We start from the raw sequence: 25,140 nt of genomic DNA, 5'->3' as shown, positions 1-25,140 counted from the left end.
TAGGGACCAGTAACCAGACCAGTAAGGCCCAACGGCCCCTGTCCACGAGGCGATTTCCGCAATAGCCTGGCATCGAGCGGGTCGAAGAGTCAGGAGCCGACATGAACCCGAAGTCGGTGGTCGTGGCCGTCAACGGCTCACCAGCCGCGGTTAACGCGGCCAAGTGGGCGATCGAAGAGGCAAGGGGCCGGCAGTTGCCGCTTCGCCTGGTGTATGTCATCGCCGGCCCGGATGTGCGGGCCGGGGCGGCCCGGAACACCGAGTGGGAGCTCGAACGCGCCGAACGGGCGTTGTACGAAGCGGACGGGGCCGTCCAGAGCCAGGGGCGGCCGGTCGAAACGGAAACCGCGATCCTGTCCGGTGATCCCGCGCAAGTGTTGATCGGTCAATCACAGGAAGCCGCGTTGATCTGTGTCGGCACCGCACGGCGCGGCAGGGCGGCCGACGGATTGCTGGGCCCGACCGCCGCCGCATTGGTGACGGGCGCGCACTGCCCCGTCGCAATAGTGCGGACCAACCCCGACGGTTCGCCGACCAAGCTGGGTGTGATCGCCGTCGTCCTCAACGACGACGCGGACAACGACGAAGTCGTGCACCAGGCGATGGAGGAAGGACGGCGCCGCCACGCCACGGTGCGCCAGATCGATCGCCGGCTCAACAGCTGGGTCCGGCGCTATCCGGACGTGCCCGTCCAGATCGTTGCCGCGGCTACCGGCGCGAAAGCCGCCGAGCGCCATGGCGGAGCCGTCGACCTGGCCGTGGTCGGAGAGACCGACGCCGAGCGGCTCCCGGACCTGGCTACTCCCAACTGCCATCCGATTCTGGGCTATCCGGACTGCTCGATCCTGGTGGTGCGTCACTGAATTCAGAAAGCACGCCGGGAGCGATCCGGTCCGCTGGGAGTGTGGCACTCGCCTCGAAATGGGTTTCAGCCCAACACGTTCGGTCATTCGATCCGGTAACCGGAAAATGCAGCGGCCGTGTCGTCTTCGGCCGGCGCAGCGCTACGGGAAATCAATCCGGGGCGCTGCGGAGCCGGTATGACGGACACGAGCCGACCTTGACCGGGGCCGCCCGACAAACACGACAAAGCCGCCAGCCGACATCGGCGTCCAATATCAGCAATAGTGGGGAAAATAGTGGGGAATAGTTGGAATAGTTGGAAAACAGTGCGGTCAGGCGAAAGGACTCGCAATGGTTAAGGTTTTCCTGGTCGATGACCATGAAGTAGTCCGCCGCGGACTGACCGATCTGCTGGCCTCGGACCCTGACCTCGAGATCGTCGGCGAAGCGGGCTCCGTATCCGAGGCAATGGCGAAAATCCCCGCGTTGCAGCCGGACGTCGCGGTGCTCGACGTGCGCCTGCCCGACGGCAACGGGATCGAATTGTGCCGTGACCTGCTGTCGGATCAGCCGGAGCTGCGGTGTCTGATGTTGACGTCGTTCACTTCCGACGAGGCGATGCTGGAGGCGATTCTGGCCGGCGCGAGCGGCTTCGTCGTCAAAGACATCAAGGGCATGGAGCTGGCCCGGGCGATCAAAGACGTCGGCGCCGGCAAATCACTGTTGGACAACAGGGCGGCCGCCGCGCTGATGGCAAAGCTGCGGGGCGGGGCCGAGCATCACGATCCGCTATCGGGGTTGACCGAGCAGGAGCGCACGCTGCTGGGACACCTCAGCGAGGGATTGACGAACCGCCAGATCGCCGCCCGGATGTTTCTGGCGGAGAAAACGGTGAAGAACTACGTGTCGCGGTTGCTTTCCAAACTCGGCATGGAGAGGCGAACTCAGGCTGCGGTGTTCGCCTCGAGGTTGGGCCAAGGGTCGGCGCCGCCAACATCTGGCAACTGAGGCGTTTCGCGGCGATTCGACCGGACTCAGCCGCGAGGCGGCGCCGCCGGCAACTCATCGACCACGATGTCAATGGCTGCCGTGCCGCAGTCCGGTTAAGCTGATCAGGGGCATTCGGGTATGGCCCCTGCGGCACGGGCCTTGTGGGCCGGAACGCGTGGGAAGGTTTCAAGTCAGGTGGCCAGTGACGAGAGCGGCTCACCGTTTGCGGGTTTGGGTCAGCCTGGATTAGTCGACAGGATGCATGCGCAGCTCGACGAGTTGCTGGCGGCGCGTGACCAAATGGCGCAGTTGCTGCGCGTGATCGTCGAGATTGGATCGGATCTCGACCTCGACGGAACCCTGCGGCGCATCGTCGCCGCGGCCAGGCAGTTGACCGCCGCTCCCTACGGCGCCTTGGCGGTCCGTGATCCAGAGGGCACGTTGATCTCGTTCATCCACGAGGGAATGGATGCCGAGACGGCGCGGCGGATCGGGCACCTGCCGGTGGGCAAGGGAGTGCTGGGTGTCTCGCTCGTCGAAACGCCGGCGCTGCGTCTGCAGGATCTGACCGCACACCCGGCCGCCTGTGGGTTCCCCGAGCACCATCCGCCCATGCGTGCTTTTCTCGGGGTCCCGATCATGATCCGGGGAACTGTATTCGGGCACCTCTACCTCACCCATGTCGACCCGGGCCGGCTCTTTTCCGAATCCGACGAGTTCGCGGCTCGCGGGCTGGCGTTTGCGGCCGGGGTCGCCATCGACAATGCACAGGTATTCGAGCGCGAGCGGACCGCGGTGAAGTGGATGGAGGCCAGCCGCGAGATCACTACCGCACTGTTGACCAGTGTCGAGCCGCAGCGGCGTCCGTTGCGGTTGATCGCCGAAAAGGCATGTGCGCTGACCGACGCCGAGCAGGCGATTGTGCTGATTCCAATCGACACCGACCAGCCGGCTGAGGAGATCGACACGCTGGTTATTTCCGCCGCGGTCGGACGGCACGCCACTGAGGTCGTGGGCCAGCGGGTTCCGGTGGAGGGCTCGACGACGGGCGCTGTGTTCCGGTCGGGCCAACCGCTGATCACCGAGGCGTTCAATCACCGGATCCACGCGTTCACCGACGTCGCACAGCGGTCTGCGATCCTGATGCCCCTTCGTGCCCACGATCACGTTGCCGGGGTGATCGCCATTGCCCGCGGTGCCGACAAGGCGCCTTTCGATGCCAGCTACCTGGATTTGGTCCGCGATTTCGCCACGCACGCCACGATCGCGCTGATGCTCGCCTCTGGCCGTGAGGACGCGCGACAGCTGACCATCCTGGCCGAGCGTGAGCGCATCGCTCACGATTTGCATGACCATGTCATCCAGCGATTGTTCGCCACCGGGATGGATCTGCAGGGCACGCTTGCCCGGGCGCGCTCACCGGAGGTGGCCGGTCGGCTCAACCGCACGCTCGATGATCTGCAGACCATCATCGAGGAGATCCGCACCGCCATCTTCCAGCTGACATCTCCGCTGGAGCGCGACGGCGGCTTTCGGCACCGCATTCAGGCAGTGGTCGCCGATCTGACCGAGGACCGTGACATTGTCACCACCGTGCACATCGATGGCCCGATGGCCGCCGTCGGAGGCGAACTGGCTGATCATGCCGAAGCGGTCACCATCGAGGCCGTCAGTAACGCCCTGCGGCACTCGGGGGCTAACCGGTTGACCATCGAGGTCGGTGTCACCGACCTGTTCAGTCTCGACATCGTCGACAACGGGTGTGGCCTGCCTGCTGACATCTTGCGCCGCAGCGGCCTGGCCAATATGCAGCGCCGGGCCGAACAACTCGGCGGCAGCTGCGAGATCAGCAGTCCGCCCGACGGCGGCACCCGGATCCATTGGACCGCACCGCTGGGCGAGCACTGATACGTGAGGTCGGCGTGTGACGTCGTCACCGCTACGGTTGGCCCGACGTGCGCCGAAGCCGCTACTTCGGTACCACCAGCACCGAATGACCATCGCGGTGCGGCACGTGGAACGTCACTGGGCCGACCATCCGTGCGACATCCCCGGCGTCATCACTGCCCACGACCGCCAATTGGATGGGTTCTGCTGTCCTGGTGAGGAATTCGACGACGCCCTGCCGGGCGGCCGCCGGTTGGACATGCAGGTCTTTGTACTGGGAAACCCAGCGATCAAGCCGGCGATTGAGCTGCTCATAGGGAATCTCACCCAAACCCCAGCGCCAGACGCCCATTGCCAGAATCGGTGCCCCGCGCAGGTGCGCCTCCCGGAAGCCCTGCTCGAGCACGGCGTCGTTGGCTGGCGAATCGTCGACGACGACGGCGATCCAGGGCGGATCCGGCACGTCTTTTTGGCCATTGCGGATGATCGCGGTCGGGCAGTGCGCCTTTCGGGCCACCGTCTCGGCGGTTGAGCCCAGCAGCTTGCGAGCGACCCGCCCGATCCCCACCGAACCCACGCACACCATGGCCGCCGAACGTGATTCGTCGACAAGAGCGCTGCCGGGCGATTTGGGTACGATCTCGGTCTCGACTTTGACCGCTTCGTCCATCGCATGCAGTGCGCTTGCGGCGCCGTGGAGAGCCATTTCGGCATATTCGACGTCCAGGCTTTCGTCCCCGGCGGGCGCATCGGCGCTACGGGGGATCGCGTGGATCAACCGGAGTGGGATGTCGCGGCTGACGGCCTCGGGGACTGCCCATTTGGCAGCGTTGATCGCGGCGTCCGACCCGTCGATACCCACCACTATCGAATCTTGCGGGTGATTCATCGCGTCCTCCCGATCAGACGGCCCGCCTACCGACCGGCGAATCCAGTCACCCTACGAGGTTATTGCGCATCGTCGGCTCCCAGCAGGGTCGTTTGACCTTTCCTCGTGCGGCGTTAGTCCCCGGCGCACAGCGAAGGTCGGACGGCCATGTCGTTGGGGACTTAAGCCTCACGACCGGCGGCAGCGCGCGCACTAGCGTTTCGGCTGAGGGAGAAGGGAACGTCTGCAACCATGAAACGTCTGGGCATCGTCGTCGGCGTCGATGGATCGGCCGCATCGAATGCGGCAGTGTCGTGGGCGGCACATGACGCCATGCTGCGCCATCTGCCGCTGACCTTGGTTCACATGGTGAATGCGTCCGTGCCGATGTGGCCCGAGATGCCGATGTCGATGGGCATGGCCGCGTGGCAGGAGGAAGACGGTCGTCAGGTCCTCGAACAGGCGGTCAAGATCGCCGAGGAGGCCATGCAGGGCCAGCGGGAGATCACGATCCACAGCGAGCTCAGATGGTCGCCGCCGGTGCCCACCTTGGTAGAGCTGTCCACCGATGCAGAGCTGGTGGCGGTGGGCAGCTATGGGCGAGGAGCCGTGGCCCGGGCCGTGTTGGGCTCGGTAGGTTCGGCGCTGTTGCGCCGTGCGCATTGTCCGGTTGCGATCATCCGCGACCAGGATCCGTCCTCGGCCGAGCACACCCCCGATCTCCAGCAAGCGCCGGTCGTACTCGGCATCGACGGGTCGCCGGTCTCGGAGCTCGCCACCGCCATTGCCTTCGACGAGGCGTCGCGGCGCGGCGTGGAATTGAAGGCGGTGCACGCCTGGAGCGACCTGGAAGTTGTTGACCTGCCGGGGCTGGACTGGTCCACGGTCAAGGGCGAGGCGGAGCAGACCGTGGCTGAACGCCTGGCTGGCTGGCAGGAACGCTATCCCGACGTCACGGTGCATCGACTTGTCGTGTGTGACCGGCCGGCCCGGGAGCTGATCAAGGAGGCCCAAACCGCCCAGCTGGTGGTGCTGGGCAGCCATGGCCGCGGAGGATTCACCGGCATGCTGCTGGGTTCGGTCAGCAACGCGGTGGTTCACTCGGTTCGGACACCGGTGATCGTGGCTCGTCCCTCCTGAGCCATCCTGGAGCCGCAGCGCCGAGATGCCCGCATCGATCGGAACGAGCGCCATGGGAGGTCGTCATCAACGCCGACAGAGATACTGCCGACGAAACGACGACCGTTGGGGTGCCCTACGTCGACGTGCACGAAACCCACACCGGCGTCGTGGTGTTGGCCGGCGACCGGGCCTACAAGGCCAAGAAGCCGGTCCTGACCGACTTCCTGGATTTCCGCACACCTGAGCAACGTGAGCGCGCGTGTCTGCGCGAAGTGGAGCTGAACAGCCGGCTGTCCCCCGACAGTTATCTGGGCATCGCCTACCTCTCCGACCCCGCCGGCGGCCCGGCCGAACCGGTCGTGGTGATGCGGCGCTACCGCGACAGCGACCGGCTGGCATGGCTGGCCAAGCGCGGCGGGTCCGACGCGACCGTTCGGGAACTACTGGACACCATCGCCGCAGTGCTCGCCCGCTTTCACGAGCATGCCGGGCGAAGCCCGCTGATCGATGCCAAGGGTGAGGCCGGCGCGATCAACCAACGCTGGGCTGAGAACCTGGCCGAACTTCACCGCTACGCGGGTAAGTCGTTCTCTGACGAGTCGATCCGGCGGATCGAGCAGCTGGTCGCCGAATTCGTCTCCGGCCGTGACGTTTTGTTCACCCGCCGGATTGGGGAAGGCTGCATTGTCGACGGCCACGGCGATCTGCTCGCCGACGACATTTTCTGCGTGGCCGACGGACCCGCCCTGCTCGACTGCCTCGAGTTCGACGACGACCTTCGCTGTGTCGACCGCATCGACGACGCTGCGTTTCTTGCCATGGACCTGGAGTTCCTGGGCCGCAAGGACCTTGGCGAATACTTTCTCGGACGCTACTTTGCCCACTCCGGCGACACAGCGCCGAAACCGCTGCATGACTTCTACATCGCCTATCGCGCGGTGGTGCGGGCCAAGGTCGACTGCGTCCGGCTCTCGCAGGGCAAGTCGGCGGCCGCGGGCGAGGCTGTCCGACATCTGGACATAGCGGCCCGGCATTTGCAGGAGGGCGCCGTCCGGCTGGCGCTCGTCGGCGGAAACCCGGGCACCGGCAAATCTACCCTGGCCCATGCTCTGGCCGAACACGTTGGGGCACGGGTTATCTCAACCGACGACGTCCGGCGGCAGCTGCATGAATGGGGCGCCATCGCCGGCGAGCCCGGTGTCTTGAATGCCGGCCTGTACAGCCCGCGAAACGTCACGGCCGTCTACCAGGTGGCCCTGCGCCGGGCGCGTCTGAGTCTGGCGAACGGGCGACCGGTGATACTCGACGGGACCTGGCGAGATCCGCAGCTGCGAGCACAAGCTCATCGCCTTGCCGCCGAAGCACATTCGGTGCTGGTGGAACTGCTGTGCACGGTCCCGGTCGACACGGCAGCCGACCGAGTAAGGACCAGGCAAGCGGGCAATTCGGATGCGACGCCCCAGATTGCCACGACCCTGGCCACGCAGCACAACGGCTGGCGCACCGCGCATCCAATCGACACCTCCCGTCCGCTCGAGCTGTCGGTGCGAGAGGCCCGCGATGTCTGGGTCGGTGCTACCGGAGCCGGCGCGCCGGGGTAGCACAGCCGTCGCAAATCCGCTCCTGACGGCAAAGAGCCGAGCCCAAGGCCCCTCTCGTCGATGACCAACGGCCCTGTCGGCGCGCGGCGCCAGTTCCTAGCGTTGACGTCATCAGACGAAGGGTGATGCTCATGACGGCTGCGCCGGGGCCCGATAGACCCGATGCGGTGGTGATCCGCGAAGCGGTGATGCTGGCGTGTCATGCTCCGTCATTGCATAACAGCCAGCCATGGCGGTGGATCGCGGCCGATGCGACGCTGCAGCTGTGGGCCGACCCTAACCGGGCGATGCCGGCCACCGACCACACGGGCCGCGAGCTGTTGTTGAGCTGTGGTGCCGTGCTGGATCACCTGCGCGTCGCCATGTCGGTCGCGGGCTGGGAGACGACCAACGAACGGCTTCCCGATCCTGTCAACCAGGATCACCTGGCAACGCTGCGATTTCGTCGTGCGGAAACCGTCACGGCAGAGCAGCAGCGCCGGGCGCAGGCCATCCTGCGACGCCGCACCGACCGATTGCCGTTCGACCCGCCCGGCCGTTGGACCGCGGCGGAGTCCGTGCTGCGCCGCGCGGTCGCGCCCCATCACGTCCAATTGGCCGTGGTGGCCGACGACCAACGTCCGGCCCTGGCCGAAGCGTCCCGGCTCACCGAGATGCTGCGCCGTTACGACACCACCTACCTATCCGAATTGCGTTGGTGGACATCACCGTTCACGGAAGACCCCAGTCACGCGCCGGAAGGCGCCCTGGTGTCCAGCGCCGAAGCGGCTCGAGTCGATGTCGCGCGGGCGTTTCCACCGGCAGGCGGTGGGCACCGGCGTCCGGGTATCGATCACGACCAGTCCAAAATCGTGGTGTTGTCCACGGACAGTGATGAGCCGTTGGATGTGTTGCGCTGCGGCGAGGCGATGTCGGCCGTGCTGCTCGAATGCACCATGGCGGGCATGGCCACGTGCACGCTGACGCATATGACCGAAATCGCGATGAGCCGCAACATCATCGCCCAGATCACCGGGACTGCGGGCCGTCCGCAGCTGCTCATCCGAGTCGGCCGATCACCGGCCAACGACCAGCACGTCGAGCGCACCGCGCGGCGGCCCGTGACGGAAGTACTCGAGTTTCGGCGTTGACCGGAACCGCCGGAAGGAGGTCGCGCCCATGACGCGACATTGGCTGGTAATGGAGGCCGCAAACGGCCCGCAGGTGCCGTTCGTCACCCGGGTCGCCGGCGCCGGTCGGCATCTGCCCGAGACACATCTCACCACAGACGAATTGATGTCAACCACCCGTCATCACACTCACATCGACCTGGAACGGCTGACCGGAATCCGGGAGCGCCGGGTGTCGGTGGGCGATGAGGATTCCTACTCCCTGGCCACTTCCGCGGCGCTGAACGCGCTGGCTGCCGCGCGGCAGGACCCGGCGGCGCTGGATGTGGTGATCAACTGCAGCATCACCAAGTTCCGCGGCGGCCTCACACAATGGCTGGAGCCGACCATGAGCAGCGCCGTCGCCCGCGCCATCGGGGCCGGGCGGGCAATGACGTTCGATGTATCCAATGCCTGCGCCGGAATGCTCACCGGGGTAACGATTCTGAACAACTGGATTCGGCAGGGTGTGGTCGAGCGCGGACTGGTCGTCAGTGGCGAATACATTTCCCAGCTCAGCCATAACGCCGCGCGCCATATTCGCAACATCATGAGCAAGGAGCTGGCCTCGTTGACCCTCGGCGATGCCGGTGCGGCGCTGCTGCTGGAGCGCGCGCCCGTCGGTTCGGCGGGAATCGCTCTGGCCGGGTTCACTACCGTTGCCGACTACAGCCGACTGTGCCTGGCCTACCCACGCGGACACGACCCGGGCGCGCGGATGTTCACCAACGCCCGCGCCATCCACCGGGCCGCGATGGAAAACACGCCGCTGCTGTTACAGGAAGTCCTTGATACCGCCGGCATTTCGATTCACGACATCGATCACGTGATCACCCATCAGACGTCGGCACGGGCAATTCGCAAGGGAATGGCCCGAATGTCGCAGTCCTTTGGCGACAAGCCCCGGCACGACGCGGTGATCACCGTCGACCGCTACGGCAACACGGCATCGACCACCCACACGGTGGCCCTGGTCGAGGAACTCGAGGCCGGACACATCGCGCCCGGGGAGCGGATAGCGCTGATCGCGTTGGCATCCGGGCTGGAAATAGGGATCGTCCTAATGACCCTGGATGAAAATATGGTGAGCCGGTATGGGCACAGTCATTGACCGAGTCGACCTCGCGCACCCGGGCCTGCTGCATCGCCACAGCGCGCTGCACCTGGCCGTCACCGCGGCCAAGGATTGTCTGCAGCGAGCGGGCTGCGATCCCGACGAGTTGGATTTGGTCGTTAACGCGGGCATCTACCGTGACCGGAATCTGGGCGAACCCGCGCTGGCGGCCCTCATCCAGGACGATATCGGGGCCAATCCCGAGGATCCCCACGCCGATGCGCACGGCACGTTCTCCTTCGACATCGCTAACGGTTCCTGCGGTGTGTTGACCGCCCTGCAGATCGTCGACGGATTTTTGCGCACCCACAGCATCCACCGCGCGCTGATCGTGGCCAGCGACGCCGATCCGGGGCACGGGATGAGCGAGCACTTCCCGTTCTCGGCCGCCGGAGCCGCGTTGTTGTGTGGCTGGACCAACGACGACTACGGTTTGAGCCGCGTTTCGTGGGCGAACCTGGACGACGCGGCGGCCGACGAGACATTCTGCACCACAGTCGGTTTCGCCGATGCCCGCAATGTTCTTCGGTTCAGCGAGTCGGCTGGCATCGATGATCAGTTCGCCGCCGCGGCAGCCCGGGCGGTTACCGCCTGCCTGGCGGCACATTCCGTGCGGCTTTCGGCCATCGACATGATCGTTGCTGCCCCGCCACGGCAGGGGTTCCGCGTGGCGCTGGGCGAGCGGCTCGGGGTGCCGGTAATGCTGATCCACGTGGCCGACGACGAGAACATGCACACCGCGGCGCTGGCCGCCGCTTTCGAAGGCCAGGTCGACAGCTTGCCCGCGGGCGCCCAGGTGCTGTTCGTGGCTGCCGGTGCCGGCGTGACCGCGGGTGCAGCGCTGTATCGTCAGCCGCCCCGCGTCGTCGGGTGAATATGTAGACCCAGCGTCTCGGGCAGTGCCACGGTACCGAGGTGGACGTCAGTGGAGCCTTCGCAGCCACGCCTCCTGCCGGTCGTGTGGCAACGGGGCGGCCGCCACCGCGAAGTTCTGCAGCGAATGCGCTACGCCACTGACCCGTAGCCCCCGATCAGCGGAGTACAAGCAGGTCACGGCCTTGTTCGCCGATGTGGTGGGCTCGATGGACATGGTGGCCCCACGCTGAGCGGCTGCGTGAGACCATGACCGAGGTGTTTATCCGCTCGGGCAGCGCGGTGCAGCGCGTACGGCGACACGGTCGACAAGTTCACCGGTGACGGCATCATGGCGGTAGTCGGGGCACCGGCCGCTCTCGAGGATCACGCGCTGCGGGCCTGCCTGACGGCGTCATGTTGAGCGAATCGACGGCGCACCTGGAGCCGCACCGTCGCTGCGGCGACCCGGTTGGGGGTCGGCCGTGGCGTGGCGGTAGTCACCACCTACTGCGAATCGCACACCCGTGATGCCGCTTTTCGCCGAGCACTTCGAAGCCGCCGGCGACGCGCGCGCCGCATTCGCCTGGCACATGCGCACCGGAGGTTGGTCCAGACACCGCGATCTCGCGTCGGCCCGGACCAGCTGGCAACGGGCGCGCAGTGCGGCCGAAGGCCTGCCCACAACCGATCCGGGTCGGGTGGGGATGCAGAATGCACAGAAAACCTGTTGCGCTCCAACGCATTGCGCGCTGGCGGCAATGCCAGCGATACCGGCATTGACGAGCTGCGGGAACTATGCGCCGAAGCCCACGACGAGATCTCCCTGGCGATTGGCATGCCCCAAACATCGTGGCGCTGGCCGTCAACGGACACGCTCGCGCGGCTGGCCGGCGAATTCATCGCCTTGATCGAATCCATCGGCGATCCAGCGCTCGCGGTCGGCCTGTTCTACGCCGGAAGTTATGCCAAATTGGAGGTCGGGTAGGTCGGGTAGGTCGGGGAGGTCGGAGAGGTCGGGGAAGCCTGGCGCCTACCGCGAGCAGCCGCAAAAGCCCCCGCACGCTCGGCGTGTCGGTGGCTTTTGCGGCTGCTCGCGCTAAGACACGACAGCTTCGGCTTCGTCGTCACGAACTGCCACTGCTGCGGCTACGCGGTCTGGTCGCCCTGGCGCAGGGCGATGCGGCCCGCCATGACGAATTCATGGCGAGACTTCGGGCCAGGGCTGGTGCGCTGGGCTTCAAACCGCGTGCTGCCACGGCTATTTCGGTTCATCCGCGAGGCGCCGGCCGGCTTCGCCTGCCGTTGCGGAACCTAACTGTTACGGCTGACCCTGAGCGCGGTGGTGATCATGGGTATCTGCAACGGCAGCCGCGCCAGCGCGATGATCCGCATCGGCCAGGGCTTGTCCCACCACAGCCGGACCATGTTGAGATTGCCCGGAAAGACCGCCACGAACAATCCCGCGGCCGCCAGTGCAGCCCGGCGCCGGGTGCGTCGCGGCAGCAACAGCGCTCCGATGACCAACTCGGCGACACCCGATACCCACGTGTAGAGGCGCGGGTTGCCGGGCAGTTCGGCGGGGATGATGTCGTCGAACGGTTTGGGCGCCACGAAATGAACGGTGCCCACGCCGATCAAGAGCGCGGCGATCCGATACGCGGCGATCTGGTTGGAGTCACGCGATGCGCCGGCACTGGCGGTGGCCGGCGACGCCGAATTCTGCCCCGGACTCATCGAAGCGCCTGCTGCCAGGAGACAATCCGTTCGGCCAGCTCCGGTCCGCTGTCCTCCTGGATGAAGTGGCTGGCGTTGATGCGGGCGTGCGGCTGACCCGCCGCGCCCGGTATGTGGTTGATCAGCGGGCGGTCGGCTCGTCCCAGGATCGGGTCGCGTTTGCCGAAGATGGCAAGAAATGGCTTGTCCCACCGGCCCAGTGCGTCCCAGGCGGCGCGGTTGGCCGGAATGGCGGGGTCGTTGGCCGAGGTCGGTACCAACTGGGGAAAGGCCCGCGCGCCTGCCTGATACCTCTTGTCGGGGAACGGAGCGTCGTAGCCGGCTCGCACCTCGGCCGAAACCTTGCGCACGGTACCGGTGTCGACGATGCGACCCGCGGGCAGCACGGGGGAGTAGCGCGCGAATGCCCGCCAGATGTAGAAGGCGGGCGGCGTGCGTTGCTGTGCGGTGGGAAGAAAGCCGTTCGCCACCACCAGTGCCGCTATCCGGGCATCCTGCTCGGCGGCGATACGCAGCCCGATCAGCGATCCCCAATCTTGCACGAAGAGCGTGACACCCTTCAGATCGAGATTCTCAAGCCACGATGTCACCCATTCGACATGACGCAGATAGGTGTATTCCTCGATGCGGGTTGGCTTGTCGGAACGGCCGAAGCCGATCAGGTCGGGCGCCAGGACCCGGTGGCCGGCCCGGGCCAGCGGCGGGATCATCGTCCGGTACAGGTAGCTCCAGGTGGGCTCGCCATGCAGCAGGACGATCGGCGGTCCATCGGTGGGACCCTCGTCGACATAGTGCATGCGCACGGCCGGAGTACCGGTTGCCGCCACCTCAAGATAGTGCGGTGCGAACGGGTAGCCGACCAGGTTCTCGAACCGGGCATCCGGTGTTCTCACGACATCCATCGGTCAGCTCCTTCGCGGCGGCATGGTCTGCTGAGGCAAGCCTGCCATGCTGCCGCGAGGTGCCGGTGGGCCGGCCGGGCGGAATTTCGGCTGCGTCTAGCATGTGCGGAAGTACGGGCTGCGCCCAGACAGGAGATCTCATGGTCGAGATCGACCACCGGCTTCCAGACAGGACCGGCCGTGGGCAACGCTGAACGTGCCCGCTCGCGCACGTTCGTCGTGACGGGCGCGGCCTCGGGCATCGGCCTGGCGACCGCCCGTCGCCTGCTGGACGACGGCGGTTCGGTCATCGGCGCCGACCTCGTCGCCCCGCCCGAGGACCTCGGTCGGCAATTCACGTTCGTGGCGGCCGATGTAACCGACGAAACCGCCGTCGCCGCCGTTATGGACGCCGTGCCCGACCGCCTCGACGGGGTCGTGCACTCGGCCGGGGTCGCCGGGGGCGGCCCGGTGCACCTGTTGCCCCGATCAGAGTGGGACCGGGTCATCGGGATCAACTTGACAGCAACGTTCCTGGTTGCCAAGGCCGCACTGGCCAGGATGATCGAGCAGTCCCGCATCGATGGCGAGCGCGGCTCGATCGTGACGCTGGCCAGTATCGAGGGTCTGGAAGGCACGGCCGGCGGTAGCTCCTACAACGCCGCCAAGGGCGGTGTGGTGTTGCTGACCAAGAACATTGCGCTCGACTACGGGCCGAGCGGTATCCGCGCCAACGCCGTCTGCCCGGGCTTCATCACCACGCCGATGACCGAAAGCGTCTTCGGGATGCCCGGGATGGAAAGCCCGAAGGCCTCCATCGTCACCGAGCATGCCCTCCGCCGGCTGGGCCGCCCCGAGGAGATCGCGGCCGTGGCCGCCTTCTTGGTGTCGACGCAGGCGTCCTTCGTGACGGGTCAGGCCATTGCCGTCGACGGCGGCTACACGGCCGGACGCGATCACGGCGTTGTCCGCCTTTTCGGTTTTCCCGACTGAGACAAGTGATAGGAAGCCCCATGACGCCGACAGCCGAAGCGGGCGGGCGGGTCGTCGCATTGGCGCGCGGGATGCGCGAACTGGTGCGGGCCGAGGCCGCCGAATCCGAGCGAAACCGTACGCTGACCGATCCGACCGTCGAGGCTATGTGGGCCACCGGGCTGATGACGGCGCTCAGTCCCGTCGCGGCCGGCGGTGTCGAGCCGCCATTGGCCGACATGATCGAGACCTGGATCGAAATGGCCTGGCAAGATGGGTCTTTCGGATGGATCGGGATCGCCAACCTGCCGTCGCGGTTCGCCGCCGCGACGTATCTGCCCGACGACGGATTTGCCGAGGTGTTCAGCTCCCACGACAACCGCGTCACGATGGGTGGCCAGTTCTTCCCCAACGGGCAGGGGATTGCCGTGGACGGCGGCTACCGGTTGAGCGGATCGTGGAGCTTCGGCTCGGGCATCGGTCATTCGCAATACATCGCCGCGGGGTTTTTCCCGGTGGACAACGGCGAAATGCGCTGGATCAGCGAGGGCATCCCCGACATGCGGGTGGCCGTGGTTCCGCGTGCCGAGATCCAGTTCAACGACGGCTGGTATGTGCAGGGGCTCAAGGGAACCGGCTCCTATGACTACGGCGTCCAGGATGTGTTCGTTCCGGAATGCCGAACGTTCCCGCTGTTTACCCGCGAGCCTTACCGGGGCGGCTCCCCGGCCGCCCGGATGGGACTGATGCCCGTCACCGCCGCCGGTCATGCATCGTGGGCGCTCGGGGTGGGTAAAAGCATGCTTGACGACGTCGCCGACCTGGCGGCCACGAAGTATCGGATGAGCGACATGGCGCCATTGGCCAGTCGCCCGACCTTCCAGAAGGGTCTCGCGCACCACGTCGCGGCATGGCGGGCCGCGCGCCTGCTGGTACTCGACGCGTTCACCACCGCAGAAGCCGCGGTCGCCGCCGGTGACGACCTGACCCCCCCGTTGCGAGCCGACATGCGCGCGGCGGCGGTCTACGCCACCGACACCGCGCGAAGCTGTGCGGAGTGGGCGCACCTGGTCGCCGGGACGAGCTCGATCCGCGAAGGCAGTCGTCTAGAACGCGCGTTCCGCGATATGTACACCGGGACGCAGCACGCCTTCATCAGCGAGAAGGTTGCCATCGACTGCGCCCAGGTGTGGCTGGGCATCATCGAGGACCAGTTCGGCCTCTGAATCCGCTTGCCTATACGTCCCGTCCGGACGGCGATCAGCCGATCCGCGGTGCGGTAATTTGGCAAAGATTGCCAAACGCAGAAAACGGTTCGCCATGGATGACCACGCTCTTGCCGAACGGCTGGCCGCCGAGGCCGGCCGGCTGCTGCTCGACGTCCGTCAGGAGTTCGCCGGTGTCGCTGCGCATGAGCGAAAAGCTGTGGGGGACAAGCGATCCCATGACTTCTTGATGCGCGCACTGGCGATGCGGCGGCCCGTCGATGCGGTGCTGTCCGAGGAGGGTGCCGACGACCCGGTGCGGTTGCGGGCGGCCCGGGTGTGGATCATCGATCCGCTCGACGGTACGCGTGAGTTCTCCGAACCCGGAAGAGATGACTGGGCGGTGCATGTGGCGCTGTGGCAGGCCGGTGCGCTCGTTGCCGGTGCCGTGGCGCTGCCGGCGCAGGGCATCACCCTGGCTACACCACACGTGGCGCCACCGCCCGCCGCATCCGGTCGACCACGCATTGTCGTGTCGCGTACCCGGGCGCCTGCTATCGCGCTGGCCGTGCGCGACGCGCTGGGCGCCACGGTGGCCGAAATGGGTTCGGCCGGAGCCAAGGTGGCAGCGGTGGTGCGTGGGCTGGCCGATGTCTACGTGCACGCCGGAGGCCAATACGAATGGGACTCCGCCGCGCCGGTGGCGGTGGCCCGATCCGCCGGTTTGCACGCTTCTCGGATCGACGGATCCGCCTTGGCCTACAACCGGGCGGATCCTAAGCTTCCGGACCTGGTGGTGTGCCGCTCGGAACTGGCTGAGGCCGTACTGGCCGTCACCGGCGGCGCGAACCGGCGGCCCGGTAGCGGTGATACCCAAAGTCGACTGGCCTAGCGTCGAGAAGTTCTCATCAGTCGCTTGCGGATCAAGCGGTGGGGCGCAGCCCGGCCGTGGTTCCGTTGTGGACCAACGTATCGGCTCGCGTCAGGGCCGGCTCGCGGCGAAGAGCTTCACGACGAGGCCGGATGCCACGCTGCCGGTCACGATCAGCGCGATACCCACTGCGAAATCGACCGAGCCGGTGACCAGGCCCGCGATCCCGGTGACCACGACGAACGTGGGCAACCACTCGATGAGCCCGACGGTGGACGGCAACCGGACCGGTTCACCGTTGGCCAGGTCGAGCCTGGCCGAGGCGTAATCCGGGTAGAACTCGGTGACCGCCACCGCAAAGAAGATGGCCGCCAGCTGCAGAATCCAGCCCGTCCAGAAATTGCTGGGGTCGTGAAAGACGTAGTCACCGATGAAACCGACCGCGGCAGCGAAGGTGAACGCGCTTGCCCATACCGCGGTGAGCACCGCATTGATTCGCCGAAACAGCTGGCTGGCCCAATACTCTTGGGGGGTCGTGTCTTTGGCGTATGCCATGGTGAACGGCTTACGGATCAGCAGGGTGAACCAGGCGAAACTCGCCAGACAAATGTTGGTCAGTTCGCCCGACCACAGTTCCAGCCAACCGATCATGCTGTCCGTCGCGACCAATCCGACCACCGCCAGCGCCGCGAAGAACAGCGCACCGAAGACCTCCAGGGCGTGAACCTTGATGCCCCGGATGAGGCCAGCCAGCATGACCAGCAACGAGAACCCCAATGCGGCAAGGACAGCCTCTTCGAAGCGGCCCGGTCCGGACAGGATCGACAGCAGCGCCCACGGCGCGATTCCAGCGAAGGGTGACTTCAGAAACGAGTCGATCACGCCGGCTCGGCGCTTGGTTTCCGGCCCGCCCGCGGGCTGCGGGGCGTCGTTGTCGCCGCCGCGATGGGCCTGTGCGTCCGGGCGGGCGGTGTGGTTCATCTGGTGCTCCTCGCAGACTCAACCATCCAACAATGACATGTGAATATTGGCATGTCACTAGTGACATGTCAATGCTGGAACGTTACGATGAGCGGGTGAGCTTGCGACATGCCGCGCTGGGGTTGCTTTCCCAGGAGCCCGGTAGTGGATATGACCTGCTGAAACGGTTCAAGTTGTCCATGGACAACGTCTGGCCGGCTACCCAGAGCCAGCTCTACGGCGAACTCAACAAGCTGGCTGCCGCGGGTCTGATCAAGGCGTCCGACGTGGGGCCGCGGGGTCGCAAGGAGTATGCGATCACCGATGCGGGGCGCGCGGAGCTACATCGCTGGATGACCTCTCCGCAGGAGGATCCGCCCATTCGCAACGCCGCGTTGTTGCGGGTGTTCCTGCTCGGCCAACTGTCTCCGGGTCAGGCGCGCAAGTACCTGGAATCGCTGTTGTCGCTGGCCGAGGAGGAGCATGCGCACTATCAGCAGATCCGAGACGCCTACGACTGGTCCGACGATGACGACGACAGCTTCTTTGCCCGCGCCGTTCTCGAGCAGGGGTTGCGGTGGAGCCGCCAAGAGAGCGAATGGGCCAGCTGGGTCATCGAGGGCCTGGATCGCCGGGGTGTTCGACGTAGCGACTGACGTGGATCGTCACGCGATTCAGCAGATGCATTGGGCTCGCACGGTGTTCAGATCCGCGTGCGGGCAGTGGCTTTGGGCCATTGGCCTCAGCGGGGCTGGTATGCAGCTTTCGGCTGCGGCAGAAGGGCTTTCCGCCATCTCGCCCATCCACCATAAGGATTTGACAATGTTTTCGTGACGCGGCGATGAGTTTTGCCCTCCGGTGCAGTCTGATCTGCATGGGCAAACTGATCTATGGCTTCAACGTGTCGGTGGACGGGTACATCGCCGACGCGCAAGGCAACATCGAATGGGCCGATCCGAGCGAGGAACTGCACCAGTACTGGAACGACTTCGAGCGTGAGACCGCTCGGTCGTTCTATGGCCGGCGGCTCTACGAACTGATGTCCGCGTATTGGCCGACCGCTGACAAGGCCCCGAACGCCACCCCTTTGATCGTCGACTTCGCCCAAATCTGGCGCGATATGCCCAAGGTCGTGTTCTCGCACACGTGTAAGTCCGTCGACTGGAACTCCCGCCTGGAACGCGGCGACCCGGTCGAGGTGGTAAGGAGGCTGAAAGCCGAAACCGACGGCAGGCTGGAGGTGGCCGGCGCGACGCTGGCCGCACCAATCGTGCGGGCCGGACTGGTGGACGAGTACCGGATGGTGGTCACGCCCACCGCGGTGGGCGGGGGCACCCCGTTCTTCCCAACCCTGCCGTCATGGATCTCGCTGCGACTGTTGGAAAACCGCACCTTCCCGGGCGGCGCAGTCCTGCTGCGCTACGAGGCCAAACACGACTGATCGAACTCCCCGGCGAGACGACCTGCGAAGGCATTACGAGCTACACGACTCGAGCGGCACCTCGCCACTGCTGCCGGACGGCCGGCTTGTTCGACATCCACCAACGGTCCGGCGGCTACCCTCCGAAATGCGCAGAACGACCGATCGCCGCACAAGCCTTGATCTGCGGTCAAGGTGCCGGCCGGTACAGCGGGCACCTGTTCGCTGTGAGTGAACATGTGAAATCGGTTGTCTGGCAGTAACTTTCTGCCCAGTTCTTGTCGGCGTCCATCGACAGATTGCGGGTATGAGCTCGGGTGGTGTCGTGGATCGGGAGACAGTCACGGCGGCCTTTGATGTTTTGATGCGGCGCTGGACACGGTGGTGGATTTGAACTTTGATGCGTTGACCACCCCGGTGTGGTTGGCGTTGATGCAGCGGTGTGAAAAGGTGCGCCGGCGCCTGCGCGTGCCCGAGCATCAGCTGATCAACAACTTGGCCCGCCAAGCCAGCGCCGAGGAGTTGGGCGGCAAGCGGTCGCGGCCAACCCCGCACCAACACCATGCATCACCCACGAAAGTTCCTCCGCGCCGACGAAGGCGTCGACGAGGAGACGGCGTAGCTCCATGAGCCTGGGGCAAACTAGTGGACGTCGGATAGCGCCCGGCCCATTCGCGATACGGCCTCGGTCAGAATGGCTTGGCTGGTCGCGAAATTGATGCGCACGTGCCCGTCCCCGCCGGTGCCGAACACGTGCCCGGAACTCAGCGCGACGCGGGCGTGGTCCAGGAACCACCTGGCCGGGCCCGATAGGTCCGACACCACCGCAAGACCGTCGGCGGCATGTTCAGCGAAACCGAGCTGGCGACAATCCAGCCAAGCGAGGTAAGTCCCTTGCGGCCACAGGTATTTCACCCCGGGAAGGTGTTGGTCGACCAGAGCGCCCACCAAGTTTCGGTTGGCATCTAGGCCGCGCAGTACGGCGTCTAGCCAAATGCCGCCGCTGCGGAAGGCTTCGGCATGCGAGATGACACCCAGGTGGCTTGGTCCGTGACTGACCTCCTCGGGCATGCGGCGAAGGTCGGCGGCTGCTTCGGCGCCGGCGATGGCCACGGCGGCTTTGATGCCGCAGAGGTTCCACGCTTTTGACGCGGACAGCACGGCGAAGGCATTCTCGGCGCCGGGGACACTGAGATACGGCGTGAATCGGGCCCCGGGCGGCACGAGAGGCGCATGAATTTCGTCAGACACCACCCGGACGCCGAACCGGCGCGCCAGTTCGGCGACCTCGCGCAGTTCGTCGACGGTGTGGACGGCGCCGGTCGGGTTATGGGGATTGCACAACAGGTAGGCGACCTTCCCGCCGGAACCAGCAGCGCGAGCGAATGCCTGCTCCAGCGTGTCGAGATCGATCCGGCCGTCAATACCCAGCGTCGCTTCGATCACGCGGCGGCCGTCATGGGACACGAAGGCGTAGAACGGCGCGTAGACCGGCGAATTGACGATCACCGCGTCACCGCGGTCGGTGACCAGCCGGAGCAGCTCAACGACACCGAGCATGACGTCGGGCACGATCGCGGTGCGCCCGATATCCAGGTCGTGCCATTGCCAACGCTGAGAGGCGAATTCGGCTACCGCCTCGGCATAGGCGGTGCCGTGGGGATATCCGGTGTCCCCGCGGTCGACGGCACCGTGGATGGCGGCGGCCACCGTCGGCGCAAGGTTGACATCCATCTCCGCGACCCACAACGGCAGGACATCGGCCGGGTACGCGCGCCATTTCATGCTGGTGCGGCGCCGCAGTTGCTCGAGCGTCGGCTCCTCGAACGGATTGGTCACCGTTGCAGATTACGGCGCAACGGTGCGGAGTCACCGGGCGGCAAAGGCGTGCGCGGGGATGGTCAACGGCAAATCCACCGAACTGAGCAGGCCCGGCTCGGCGGCGATGACATAGGGGACGGCATTCACGACGCGAATTGCGGTGGCAACCATCGCGCCGGCCCCCGAGGTCATGCTCGCGATTCCGGCCCGACCCGGGTCCCGCAGCGTTGCCGCCATGGTGCAGTCGATATCGGGATCCCGTTGATCACGATGCGGTAGGACAGGTTCCCCACACCGGTCGGCCAGTGGGGCGCGATATCGTGCGCGAGTCGGGTGACGTGCTCGATGACGATGACTTCGCGGTCCTCGGCCACGGTGATGGCCTGCATGCGTATCGCCCCACATGTTCCGGCCGCCCCGGTACCCATCGCCACCTCCAGCGTCCGGTTGGTGACGGTGCGATCGAATCGTTCACGGATTTCCTGCAATTGGATGCCAAGCGCATCGGCGATCAATCGGATCTGTCCCTGCCATTCGGCGGCTATCGCGCCGGCACTGGCGACCCAGCGTTGATAGTCGAGCGACTGTCCGAATCCCAGCCCGTTGATCATGATGTCAGCGACGCCGTGATCGTCATGCAGGCCGATCTCCAGAGCATGGATCTTCTCGATGGTCGACGACTGGGTGGACAGCACCAACGGCAGATAATCGGCGGCGAAGCCCGGTTCGATACTTGAGGCATACAGCGACACCCGGCCTTGCCTGGCCGCGGCAGCGAGTTGGTCGCGCCATTCGGTGGCTGGTAGGCCTGCGGATTGACCAGCCGCGTCGTACTGGTCGTGACGACGTTGATCCCAGCTTCGAGCAGCTTCACGTAGTCGGGGATCGCGAGCGCGTCGCGTTCGGGGCCGGCGGCCGCATAGACCACGCATTCGGGCTCGAGGGCAATCATTGCGTCCGCGTCATCGGTGGCGGCAAGACCTATCGACTCTCCGTTGGCGAGCCCGCCGGCGTCCTTGCCGACCTTGTGGGGCGAATGTACCCACACCCCAGCACGTTCCAGTTTCCGACGGTGCTGGATGGCGCGGATCGCGATCGACCCGATGCCACTCGTCGCCCACACCACCACACGGTGCGTCATCGTTTCTCGTTTGTCGCGGCTCCGCGGGTCCGCTGCAGATCGCCTAGTGTCCTGAGTCATTAATTCGGCGGCTCTTGTTAGCGACCGATTCGAGGATTTGGTCGGCGGTTTTGGTCCAGACGTAGGGGCGGGGGCTGTCGTTTGAGGTTTGGATCCAGGCGCGGATGTCGGCGTTGAGTTGGCGTACCGAGGTGTGGGTGGTCTTCTCGTCGACACAGAGCACCACCGCACGCTCGGGAGGGTTGAGGCAGAGCCTAACGACATCGCGGACCTTCTCGACGAACAATGGGTCCTTGGACAATTTCCAGGAATCCTGTTTGTGCGGAGCCGATCCGAACGCCCGCCATACCCGCGAAACCATCGACTGACTCAACCCCAGGTGCTCGGCCATCGACCGCGTCGACCAGTGCGTGGCATCTGGCGGCGCGCTCTCCAACGTCGCGGTGATCAACGCTTCGATCTGCCCATCGCCGACCAGCCGCGGCCGGCCGGGGCGTGGCTCATCGAGCACGTCATCGCAGCGGTACTGCACAAACCTATTGCGCCACCTGCGGATCGTTCCGCGATCAAGCTCCAGCCGCTCTGCCAGTTCGACATTGGAACCACCGTCGGCCGCGGCCAACACGATCCGAGCCCGCAATGCCAGCCCCGCAGCACTCTTGCGGCGCCGCATCCAGCCCTCCAACTCGCCTGTTCGGCATAAGAGCGGGCGAATTAATGACAGGACACTAGGGGGATAGCAGCCGTCGCCGGTGGGCGGGGTTGCACACCGAAGCGCAGCAGACACGGCGACCGCATTGCCGACCCACGCAGCCGTAGCCCATCAACCCACGTCGAGTCCCTGACGTGCAGTTCGGGTACCAGGTAGGGCATCGGTGGCCCCTTCGGTTGCGGCGACGAAGAATACCGAATATTTGATCCCCAAGCTAACGGTGCCCGGGGCGCCAGGTCAAGGCATGACGACTGAAGCCGCGGTTCGCCAACGCCAGCGGTGAACAAAAGTTAGGTTGTGGTCGGTAGGCCGGACGGTCGAAGCTACCCCGCGTTGTGCTGCGAGCCTCGCATCGGCACTGCCGATCAGCCCAACGAATTGGCCGTGCGCGCACCGATCGCCGCTTGCCTTAATCGCTCTGGTCCACCAAGACCGCGCCCTCGGGTCGGTCTCCGAGTGTGTGCAGGGGCAGCTCCTCGCCGGTGGCGGTGCGGCGGACAATCCGGGCCAATTCCACGGGCGCATCACATTGCAGGTAGTGATCGGCACCGGGTATCACCCAGTAGCGGCTGCGCCCGGGCTGGTCTTTCAGATACGCCTGCCAGACATGGTTGGCGACGCGCAGCGGGGCGACGCTGTCGTGCAGTCCCCAGACCAGCGTCGTGTTCAGAGAGATTGTGGAAAGCTCTTCAAGCCAACGTGTTTCGTCGGCTGCCCGCTCGTGCAGATACTGAATTGTGTCGGGCAGCACGCGGATGCCGTCGTTGTGGGCAAAGCACTTCGCCAACGCGGCGATCTCCGGATCGTCCAGCGTGCGCCGCGGGATGAACGTGCTGGCCCCCAGGCCGGCCGCGAGCAGTTCGGGCGTCGTCGCGGCGGCGGTAGCCCGTCCCGTTGCCGCGTCGAGCAGCGCCGTCTGGAACGCGGTGAGGTTCGACAGCGGCAGGTAAATGTTGGCGTTGGTGATGATCACGTCCCGCGGCAGTGCCGGTGGGTTCTCGGCGGCCAGCATGCCCAGCGCGATCATGCCCACGCTGCTGCCGCGGTCGTGGGTCAGCATCCGGAACTCGGTCAGTTGCCACACCCCCCTGATGGCGTGCACGAGTAAGCGGGCGTCGTCGTACAACGAGTAGACGTAGGGCTCGGGCGGCTTGTCGGACATACCGTAGCCCGGGAAGTCGAGCACGAAGATATCGAAATCCGAGCCCAATTCGCCCGCCAACCCGAAGTAGTCGATGCTGGACGTCGGGAAGCCGTGGACCAGGACCAGCGCCGGCGCCCCCGATGTTCCGCAGCGGCGGGTAAACACCGACACCTCGGCACCATCATTGGCCGCGGTGGTCGACCGCCAGCGCAATTCGGTACCGCCGCTGTGCCATTCGGCGAAGATGTCCACGGGTGCGGTCCCTCCCTTGAAGAAGTTAGGCAAAGGTCGCTATCGCCAGCAACAGCGGCAGCTGGTTGGAGCGAAGTTCTGGCATCTGCAGTCGGTCTGGCCCGAAGAACGAGCCACTGAGGTAGTTGTCTGCGTTCCATACCGCGGCGGTGCTCACCTGTCCCTGGTAACTGAAATAGTCCAGCACATACGGCACCGCGTCGGCTTCCAGCAGCGACGGGCCGTTCATCAGCTGGAAGTGCAGGTGCGGCGCATTGGAGTTGCCGGTATTGCCCAGTTTGGCGATCTGTTGGCCTTTTTTGACCTTGTCACCGGGTTTGACCAGCAACGAGCCCTTGATGAGGTGCGCGTAGAGCGCGTACACACCGTCACCGAGGTCCATCACGATGTGGTTGCCGTCGATGGTGTTGATTGTCATCTTGGCCGCCAGGGCAGGATCGGATGCCGGCAGGATGCCCGGCACGTTGGCCTCGACAGTGTCGAGTGTGGAGGTCACGGTGCCGTCGGCCACCGCATAGACGGGAACCCCGTAAGAGACGTAACTCTCGTTGCGGGTTTGGTCGCCGGTGTAGAAATTGCCCTGGTCGTCCATGTGCATCCAGTCGATCGCAAAACGCTGACTGTTGTTCAGCTTCATGTTGACCGGCAGGATAGCGTCGCGGTGCGCCCAGCCCGGATCGCAGCAGCCGTTGAAGGCGACCCAATTGTTGCCCCGCAGTGGTGGACTGATCACCCGCGGCATGCCGGCCGAGATGTCGAACGGAGCACCCAGCGTATCCAGCGGTCCGGGTTCGTTGCTCACCGCCGGGTTGGTCACCCCGGTGCCGTGCAGCCGCAACATGACCGCCTTCGGAAATTGGGACAGTGTGTCCAACGTGAAGTCCAGCAGCAGCGTCCGCGATGTCTGCGGCGCTATGGCGAAGTCCGGGGAGCTCTGTTGGGTGAGCTGTCGTAATCGGTTGCAGTTTCCGTAGTTACAGGCGGGGTCGACCAATTGCGGGCCGGCGAACGAAGCCAGCACTTTCGTGGGCTCCTGGGCGTCGACGACGTCGACTGCGGTCAAACTGGCCGGCCCCCCGGTAGCATTGGTGATCTGCACGTCGAAAGCCAAGTGATACTTTCCGTCGCTGCCGGGAAAAGGAAATGTCGGCCGGCTGATCGGCGCAACGGTCAACGGGGTGAACGCGTCGGGCACCGTCACACCGGCGAGCGGGTTGGACCTGGCCGGGGTGGTCGATGCGCCGCCGCCGGCACCGCTCCGGTTGCCCGACGAGCACGCGGCGACCAAGAGGATCAACCAGAAGGTGGCCAACGGTTTCCAGAGCGGACGGCGTGCGGGTGCAGGTGCCATCTGGTGGGCCTCCTTGGTCAGTGCCGGGTCCCGTGAGCTTAGCCTCGATCCACGGATGGATTGGGTTCGTTTCGGGTGTCGAGATGAGGAAAGTGCCTTTTGACCTGGGATGATTGGAGTTTCCAGACAACAATCGTCCAGCTCAAGAAAGGCACTTTCGGTGAGAGTGTGTCACAGGTTCGCGCCCTCGTCGGCGGTGTTCGATGATGACAATCTCGTGTCGTGTGCTGGTTTGGTGCCGGTGATGA

General features: G+C 65.6%; 23 protein-coding genes and 2 pseudogenes. 15 read left to right on the top strand and 10 right to left on the bottom strand.

The window, feature by feature from the left end:
- The first annotated feature begins 101 nt into the window (after nucleotides 1-101).
- The 3 genes from EET13_RS18010 (at nucleotide 102) to EET13_RS18000 (ending at nucleotide 3,741) form a co-directional block, all read left to right on the top strand.
- Nucleotides 102-863 (top strand): universal stress protein, encoded by a 762-nt coding sequence (locus EET13_RS18010; protein ID WP_122443555.1) that lies wholly within the window; start codon nucleotides 102-104, stop codon nucleotides 861-863.
- Between the two features lie 331 nt (nucleotides 864-1,194).
- Entirely contained in the window at nucleotides 1,195-1,851 is a 657-nt protein-coding gene (locus EET13_RS18005; RefSeq protein ID WP_122443554.1) for a response regulator, read from the top strand.
- A gap of 240 nt (nucleotides 1,852-2,091) precedes the next feature.
- The gene (locus EET13_RS18000) at nucleotides 2,092-3,741 is read left to right on the top strand and encodes a sensor histidine kinase (RefSeq protein WP_211189091.1); all 1,650 of its coding nucleotides are present in this window, start codon (nucleotides 2,092-2,094) and stop codon (nucleotides 3,739-3,741) included.
- A 61-nt stretch (nucleotides 3,742-3,802) separates the two neighbouring features.
- Here EET13_RS18000 and EET13_RS17995 read toward each other — a convergent pair whose 3' ends face one another.
- Nucleotides 3,803-4,609 (bottom strand): universal stress protein, encoded by an 807-nt coding sequence (locus EET13_RS17995; protein ID WP_122443552.1) that lies wholly within the window; start codon nucleotides 4,607-4,609, stop codon nucleotides 3,803-3,805.
- A gap of 231 nt (nucleotides 4,610-4,840) precedes the next feature.
- Between EET13_RS17995 and EET13_RS17990 the strand changes: the two genes are divergently transcribed.
- The 5 genes from EET13_RS17990 to EET13_RS17970 all read left to right on the top strand — a co-directional run bounded on the left by EET13_RS17990 (nucleotide 4,841) and on the right by EET13_RS17970 (nucleotide 10,447).
- Nucleotides 4,841-5,728 carry a universal stress protein gene (locus tag EET13_RS17990; RefSeq protein WP_122443551.1) on the top strand — a complete coding sequence of 296 codons (888 nt, stop codon included), beginning with the start codon at nucleotides 4,841-4,843 and terminating at the stop codon, nucleotides 5,726-5,728.
- 65 nt (nucleotides 5,729-5,793) lie between these two features.
- On the top strand, nucleotides 5,794-7,311 hold the full coding sequence (locus EET13_RS17985) for a bifunctional aminoglycoside phosphotransferase/ATP-binding protein (protein WP_425294251.1): 1,518 nt from the start codon (nucleotides 5,794-5,796) through the stop codon (nucleotides 7,309-7,311).
- Between the two features lie 131 nt (nucleotides 7,312-7,442).
- A complete protein-coding gene (locus EET13_RS17980) occupies nucleotides 7,443-8,441 on the top strand; it encodes an Acg family FMN-binding oxidoreductase (RefSeq protein ID WP_122443569.1) in 999 nt (332 codons plus the stop codon).
- Between the two features lie 28 nt (nucleotides 8,442-8,469).
- Nucleotides 8,470-9,570: a 3-oxoacyl-ACP synthase III family protein gene (locus tag EET13_RS17975; RefSeq protein ID WP_122443550.1), complete on the top strand. Its 1,101-nt coding sequence runs from the start codon at nucleotides 8,470-8,472 to the stop codon at nucleotides 9,568-9,570.
- Complete coding sequence (locus EET13_RS17970) at nucleotides 9,554-10,447, top strand: beta-ketoacyl-[acyl-carrier-protein] synthase family protein (protein WP_122443549.1); 894 nt, start codon at nucleotides 9,554-9,556, stop codon at nucleotides 10,445-10,447. Before EET13_RS17975 ends, EET13_RS17970 begins: the two co-directional genes overlap by 17 nt.
- Nucleotides 10,448-10,495: 48 nt before the next feature.
- Here EET13_RS17970 and EET13_RS30475 read toward each other — a convergent pair whose 3' ends face one another.
- Nucleotides 10,496-10,663, bottom strand: coding sequence for a hypothetical protein (locus EET13_RS30475; protein WP_168991301.1), 168 nt, complete (start codon nucleotides 10,661-10,663; stop codon nucleotides 10,496-10,498).
- Between EET13_RS30475 and EET13_RS31625 the strand changes: the two are divergent.
- Together EET13_RS31625 and EET13_RS17960 are read left to right on the top strand one after the other, a co-directional pair.
- A pseudogene (locus EET13_RS31625) lies at nucleotides 10,587-10,840 on the top strand (adenylate/guanylate cyclase domain-containing protein); the annotation flags it as partial. The gene EET13_RS30475 and the pseudogene EET13_RS31625 sit on opposite strands and share 77 nt — an antisense overlap.
- Nucleotides 10,841-11,155: 315 nt before the next feature.
- Nucleotides 11,156-11,413, top strand: coding sequence for a hypothetical protein (locus EET13_RS17960; protein ID WP_122443548.1), 258 nt, complete (start codon nucleotides 11,156-11,158; stop codon nucleotides 11,411-11,413).
- Between the two features lie 326 nt (nucleotides 11,414-11,739).
- Here EET13_RS17960 and EET13_RS17955 read toward each other — a convergent pair whose 3' ends face one another.
- Nucleotides 11,740-12,162, bottom strand: a complete 423-nt coding sequence (locus EET13_RS17955; RefSeq protein ID WP_122443547.1) for a DoxX family protein — start codon at nucleotides 12,160-12,162, stop codon at nucleotides 11,740-11,742.
- Complete coding sequence (locus tag EET13_RS17950) at nucleotides 12,159-13,064, bottom strand: haloalkane dehalogenase (protein ID WP_122443546.1); 906 nt, start codon at nucleotides 13,062-13,064, stop codon at nucleotides 12,159-12,161. The genes EET13_RS17955 and EET13_RS17950 overlap by 4 nt, the downstream gene beginning before the upstream one ends.
- Before the next feature lie 180 nt (nucleotides 13,065-13,244).
- Between EET13_RS17950 and EET13_RS17945 the strand changes: the two genes are divergently transcribed.
- From EET13_RS17945 to EET13_RS17935, 3 genes are all read left to right on the top strand, one after another.
- Entirely contained in the window at nucleotides 13,245-14,036 is a 792-nt protein-coding gene (locus tag EET13_RS17945) for an SDR family NAD(P)-dependent oxidoreductase (RefSeq protein ID WP_122443545.1), read from the top strand.
- A 20-nt stretch (nucleotides 14,037-14,056) separates the two neighbouring features.
- Complete coding sequence (locus EET13_RS17940; RefSeq protein ID WP_122443544.1) at nucleotides 14,057-15,241, top strand: acyl-CoA dehydrogenase family protein; 1,185 nt, start codon at nucleotides 14,057-14,059, stop codon at nucleotides 15,239-15,241.
- Nucleotides 15,242-15,335: 94 nt separating this feature from the next.
- Nucleotides 15,336-16,112 carry a 3'(2'),5'-bisphosphate nucleotidase CysQ gene (locus EET13_RS17935; RefSeq protein WP_122443543.1) on the top strand — a complete coding sequence of 259 codons (777 nt, stop codon included), beginning with the start codon at nucleotides 15,336-15,338 and terminating at the stop codon, nucleotides 16,110-16,112.
- A gap of 90 nt (nucleotides 16,113-16,202) precedes the next feature.
- On the opposite strand, the gene EET13_RS17930 is transcribed toward EET13_RS17935, so the two are convergent.
- Nucleotides 16,203-17,072, bottom strand: coding sequence for a protein kinase family protein (locus EET13_RS17930; RefSeq protein ID WP_342212290.1), 870 nt, complete (start codon nucleotides 17,070-17,072; stop codon nucleotides 16,203-16,205).
- 95 nt (nucleotides 17,073-17,167) lie between these two features.
- Here EET13_RS17930 and EET13_RS17925 point away from each other — a divergent pair, with 95 nt between their 5' ends.
- Complete coding sequence (locus EET13_RS17925) at nucleotides 17,168-17,707, top strand: PadR family transcriptional regulator (protein ID WP_122443567.1); 540 nt, start codon at nucleotides 17,168-17,170, stop codon at nucleotides 17,705-17,707.
- A 218-nt stretch (nucleotides 17,708-17,925) separates the two neighbouring features.
- A complete protein-coding gene (locus EET13_RS17920; protein ID WP_122443542.1) occupies nucleotides 17,926-18,492 on the top strand; it encodes a dihydrofolate reductase family protein in 567 nt (188 codons plus the stop codon).
- A 621-nt stretch (nucleotides 18,493-19,113) separates the two neighbouring features.
- Here the strand turns inward: EET13_RS17920 and EET13_RS17915 are convergent.
- From EET13_RS17915 to EET13_RS17895, 5 genes and pseudogenes are all read right to left on the bottom strand, one after another.
- Nucleotides 19,114-20,256, bottom strand: a complete 1,143-nt coding sequence (locus tag EET13_RS17915) for a MalY/PatB family protein (RefSeq protein WP_122443566.1) — start codon at nucleotides 20,254-20,256, stop codon at nucleotides 19,114-19,116.
- A gap of 84 nt (nucleotides 20,257-20,340) precedes the next feature.
- A pseudogene (locus EET13_RS17910) lies at nucleotides 20,341-21,433 on the bottom strand (NAD(P)H-dependent amine dehydrogenase family protein).
- 43 nt (nucleotides 21,434-21,476) lie between these two features.
- Nucleotides 21,477-22,106, bottom strand: coding sequence for an IS630 family transposase (locus EET13_RS17905; RefSeq protein WP_244603979.1), 630 nt, complete (start codon nucleotides 22,104-22,106; stop codon nucleotides 21,477-21,479).
- Nucleotides 22,107-22,554: 448 nt separating this feature from the next.
- A complete protein-coding gene (locus EET13_RS17900) occupies nucleotides 22,555-23,541 on the bottom strand; it encodes an alpha/beta fold hydrolase (RefSeq protein WP_122443541.1) in 987 nt (328 codons plus the stop codon).
- Between the two features lie 25 nt (nucleotides 23,542-23,566).
- Nucleotides 23,567-24,892 carry a M23 family metallopeptidase gene (locus tag EET13_RS17895; RefSeq protein ID WP_122443540.1) on the bottom strand — a complete coding sequence of 442 codons (1,326 nt, stop codon included), beginning with the start codon at nucleotides 24,890-24,892 and terminating at the stop codon, nucleotides 23,567-23,569.
- Nucleotides 24,893-25,140 lie beyond the last annotated feature (248 nt).

Origin of the sequence: Mycobacterium attenuatum, from assembly GCF_900566085.1 — a bacterium.
GTDB classification, from domain to species: domain Bacteria; phylum Actinomycetota; class Actinomycetes; order Mycobacteriales; family Mycobacteriaceae; genus Mycobacterium; species Mycobacterium attenuatum.
Note: the sequence above shows the minus strand (reverse complement) of the source record. Positions and strands in the feature narration are given on the sequence as shown.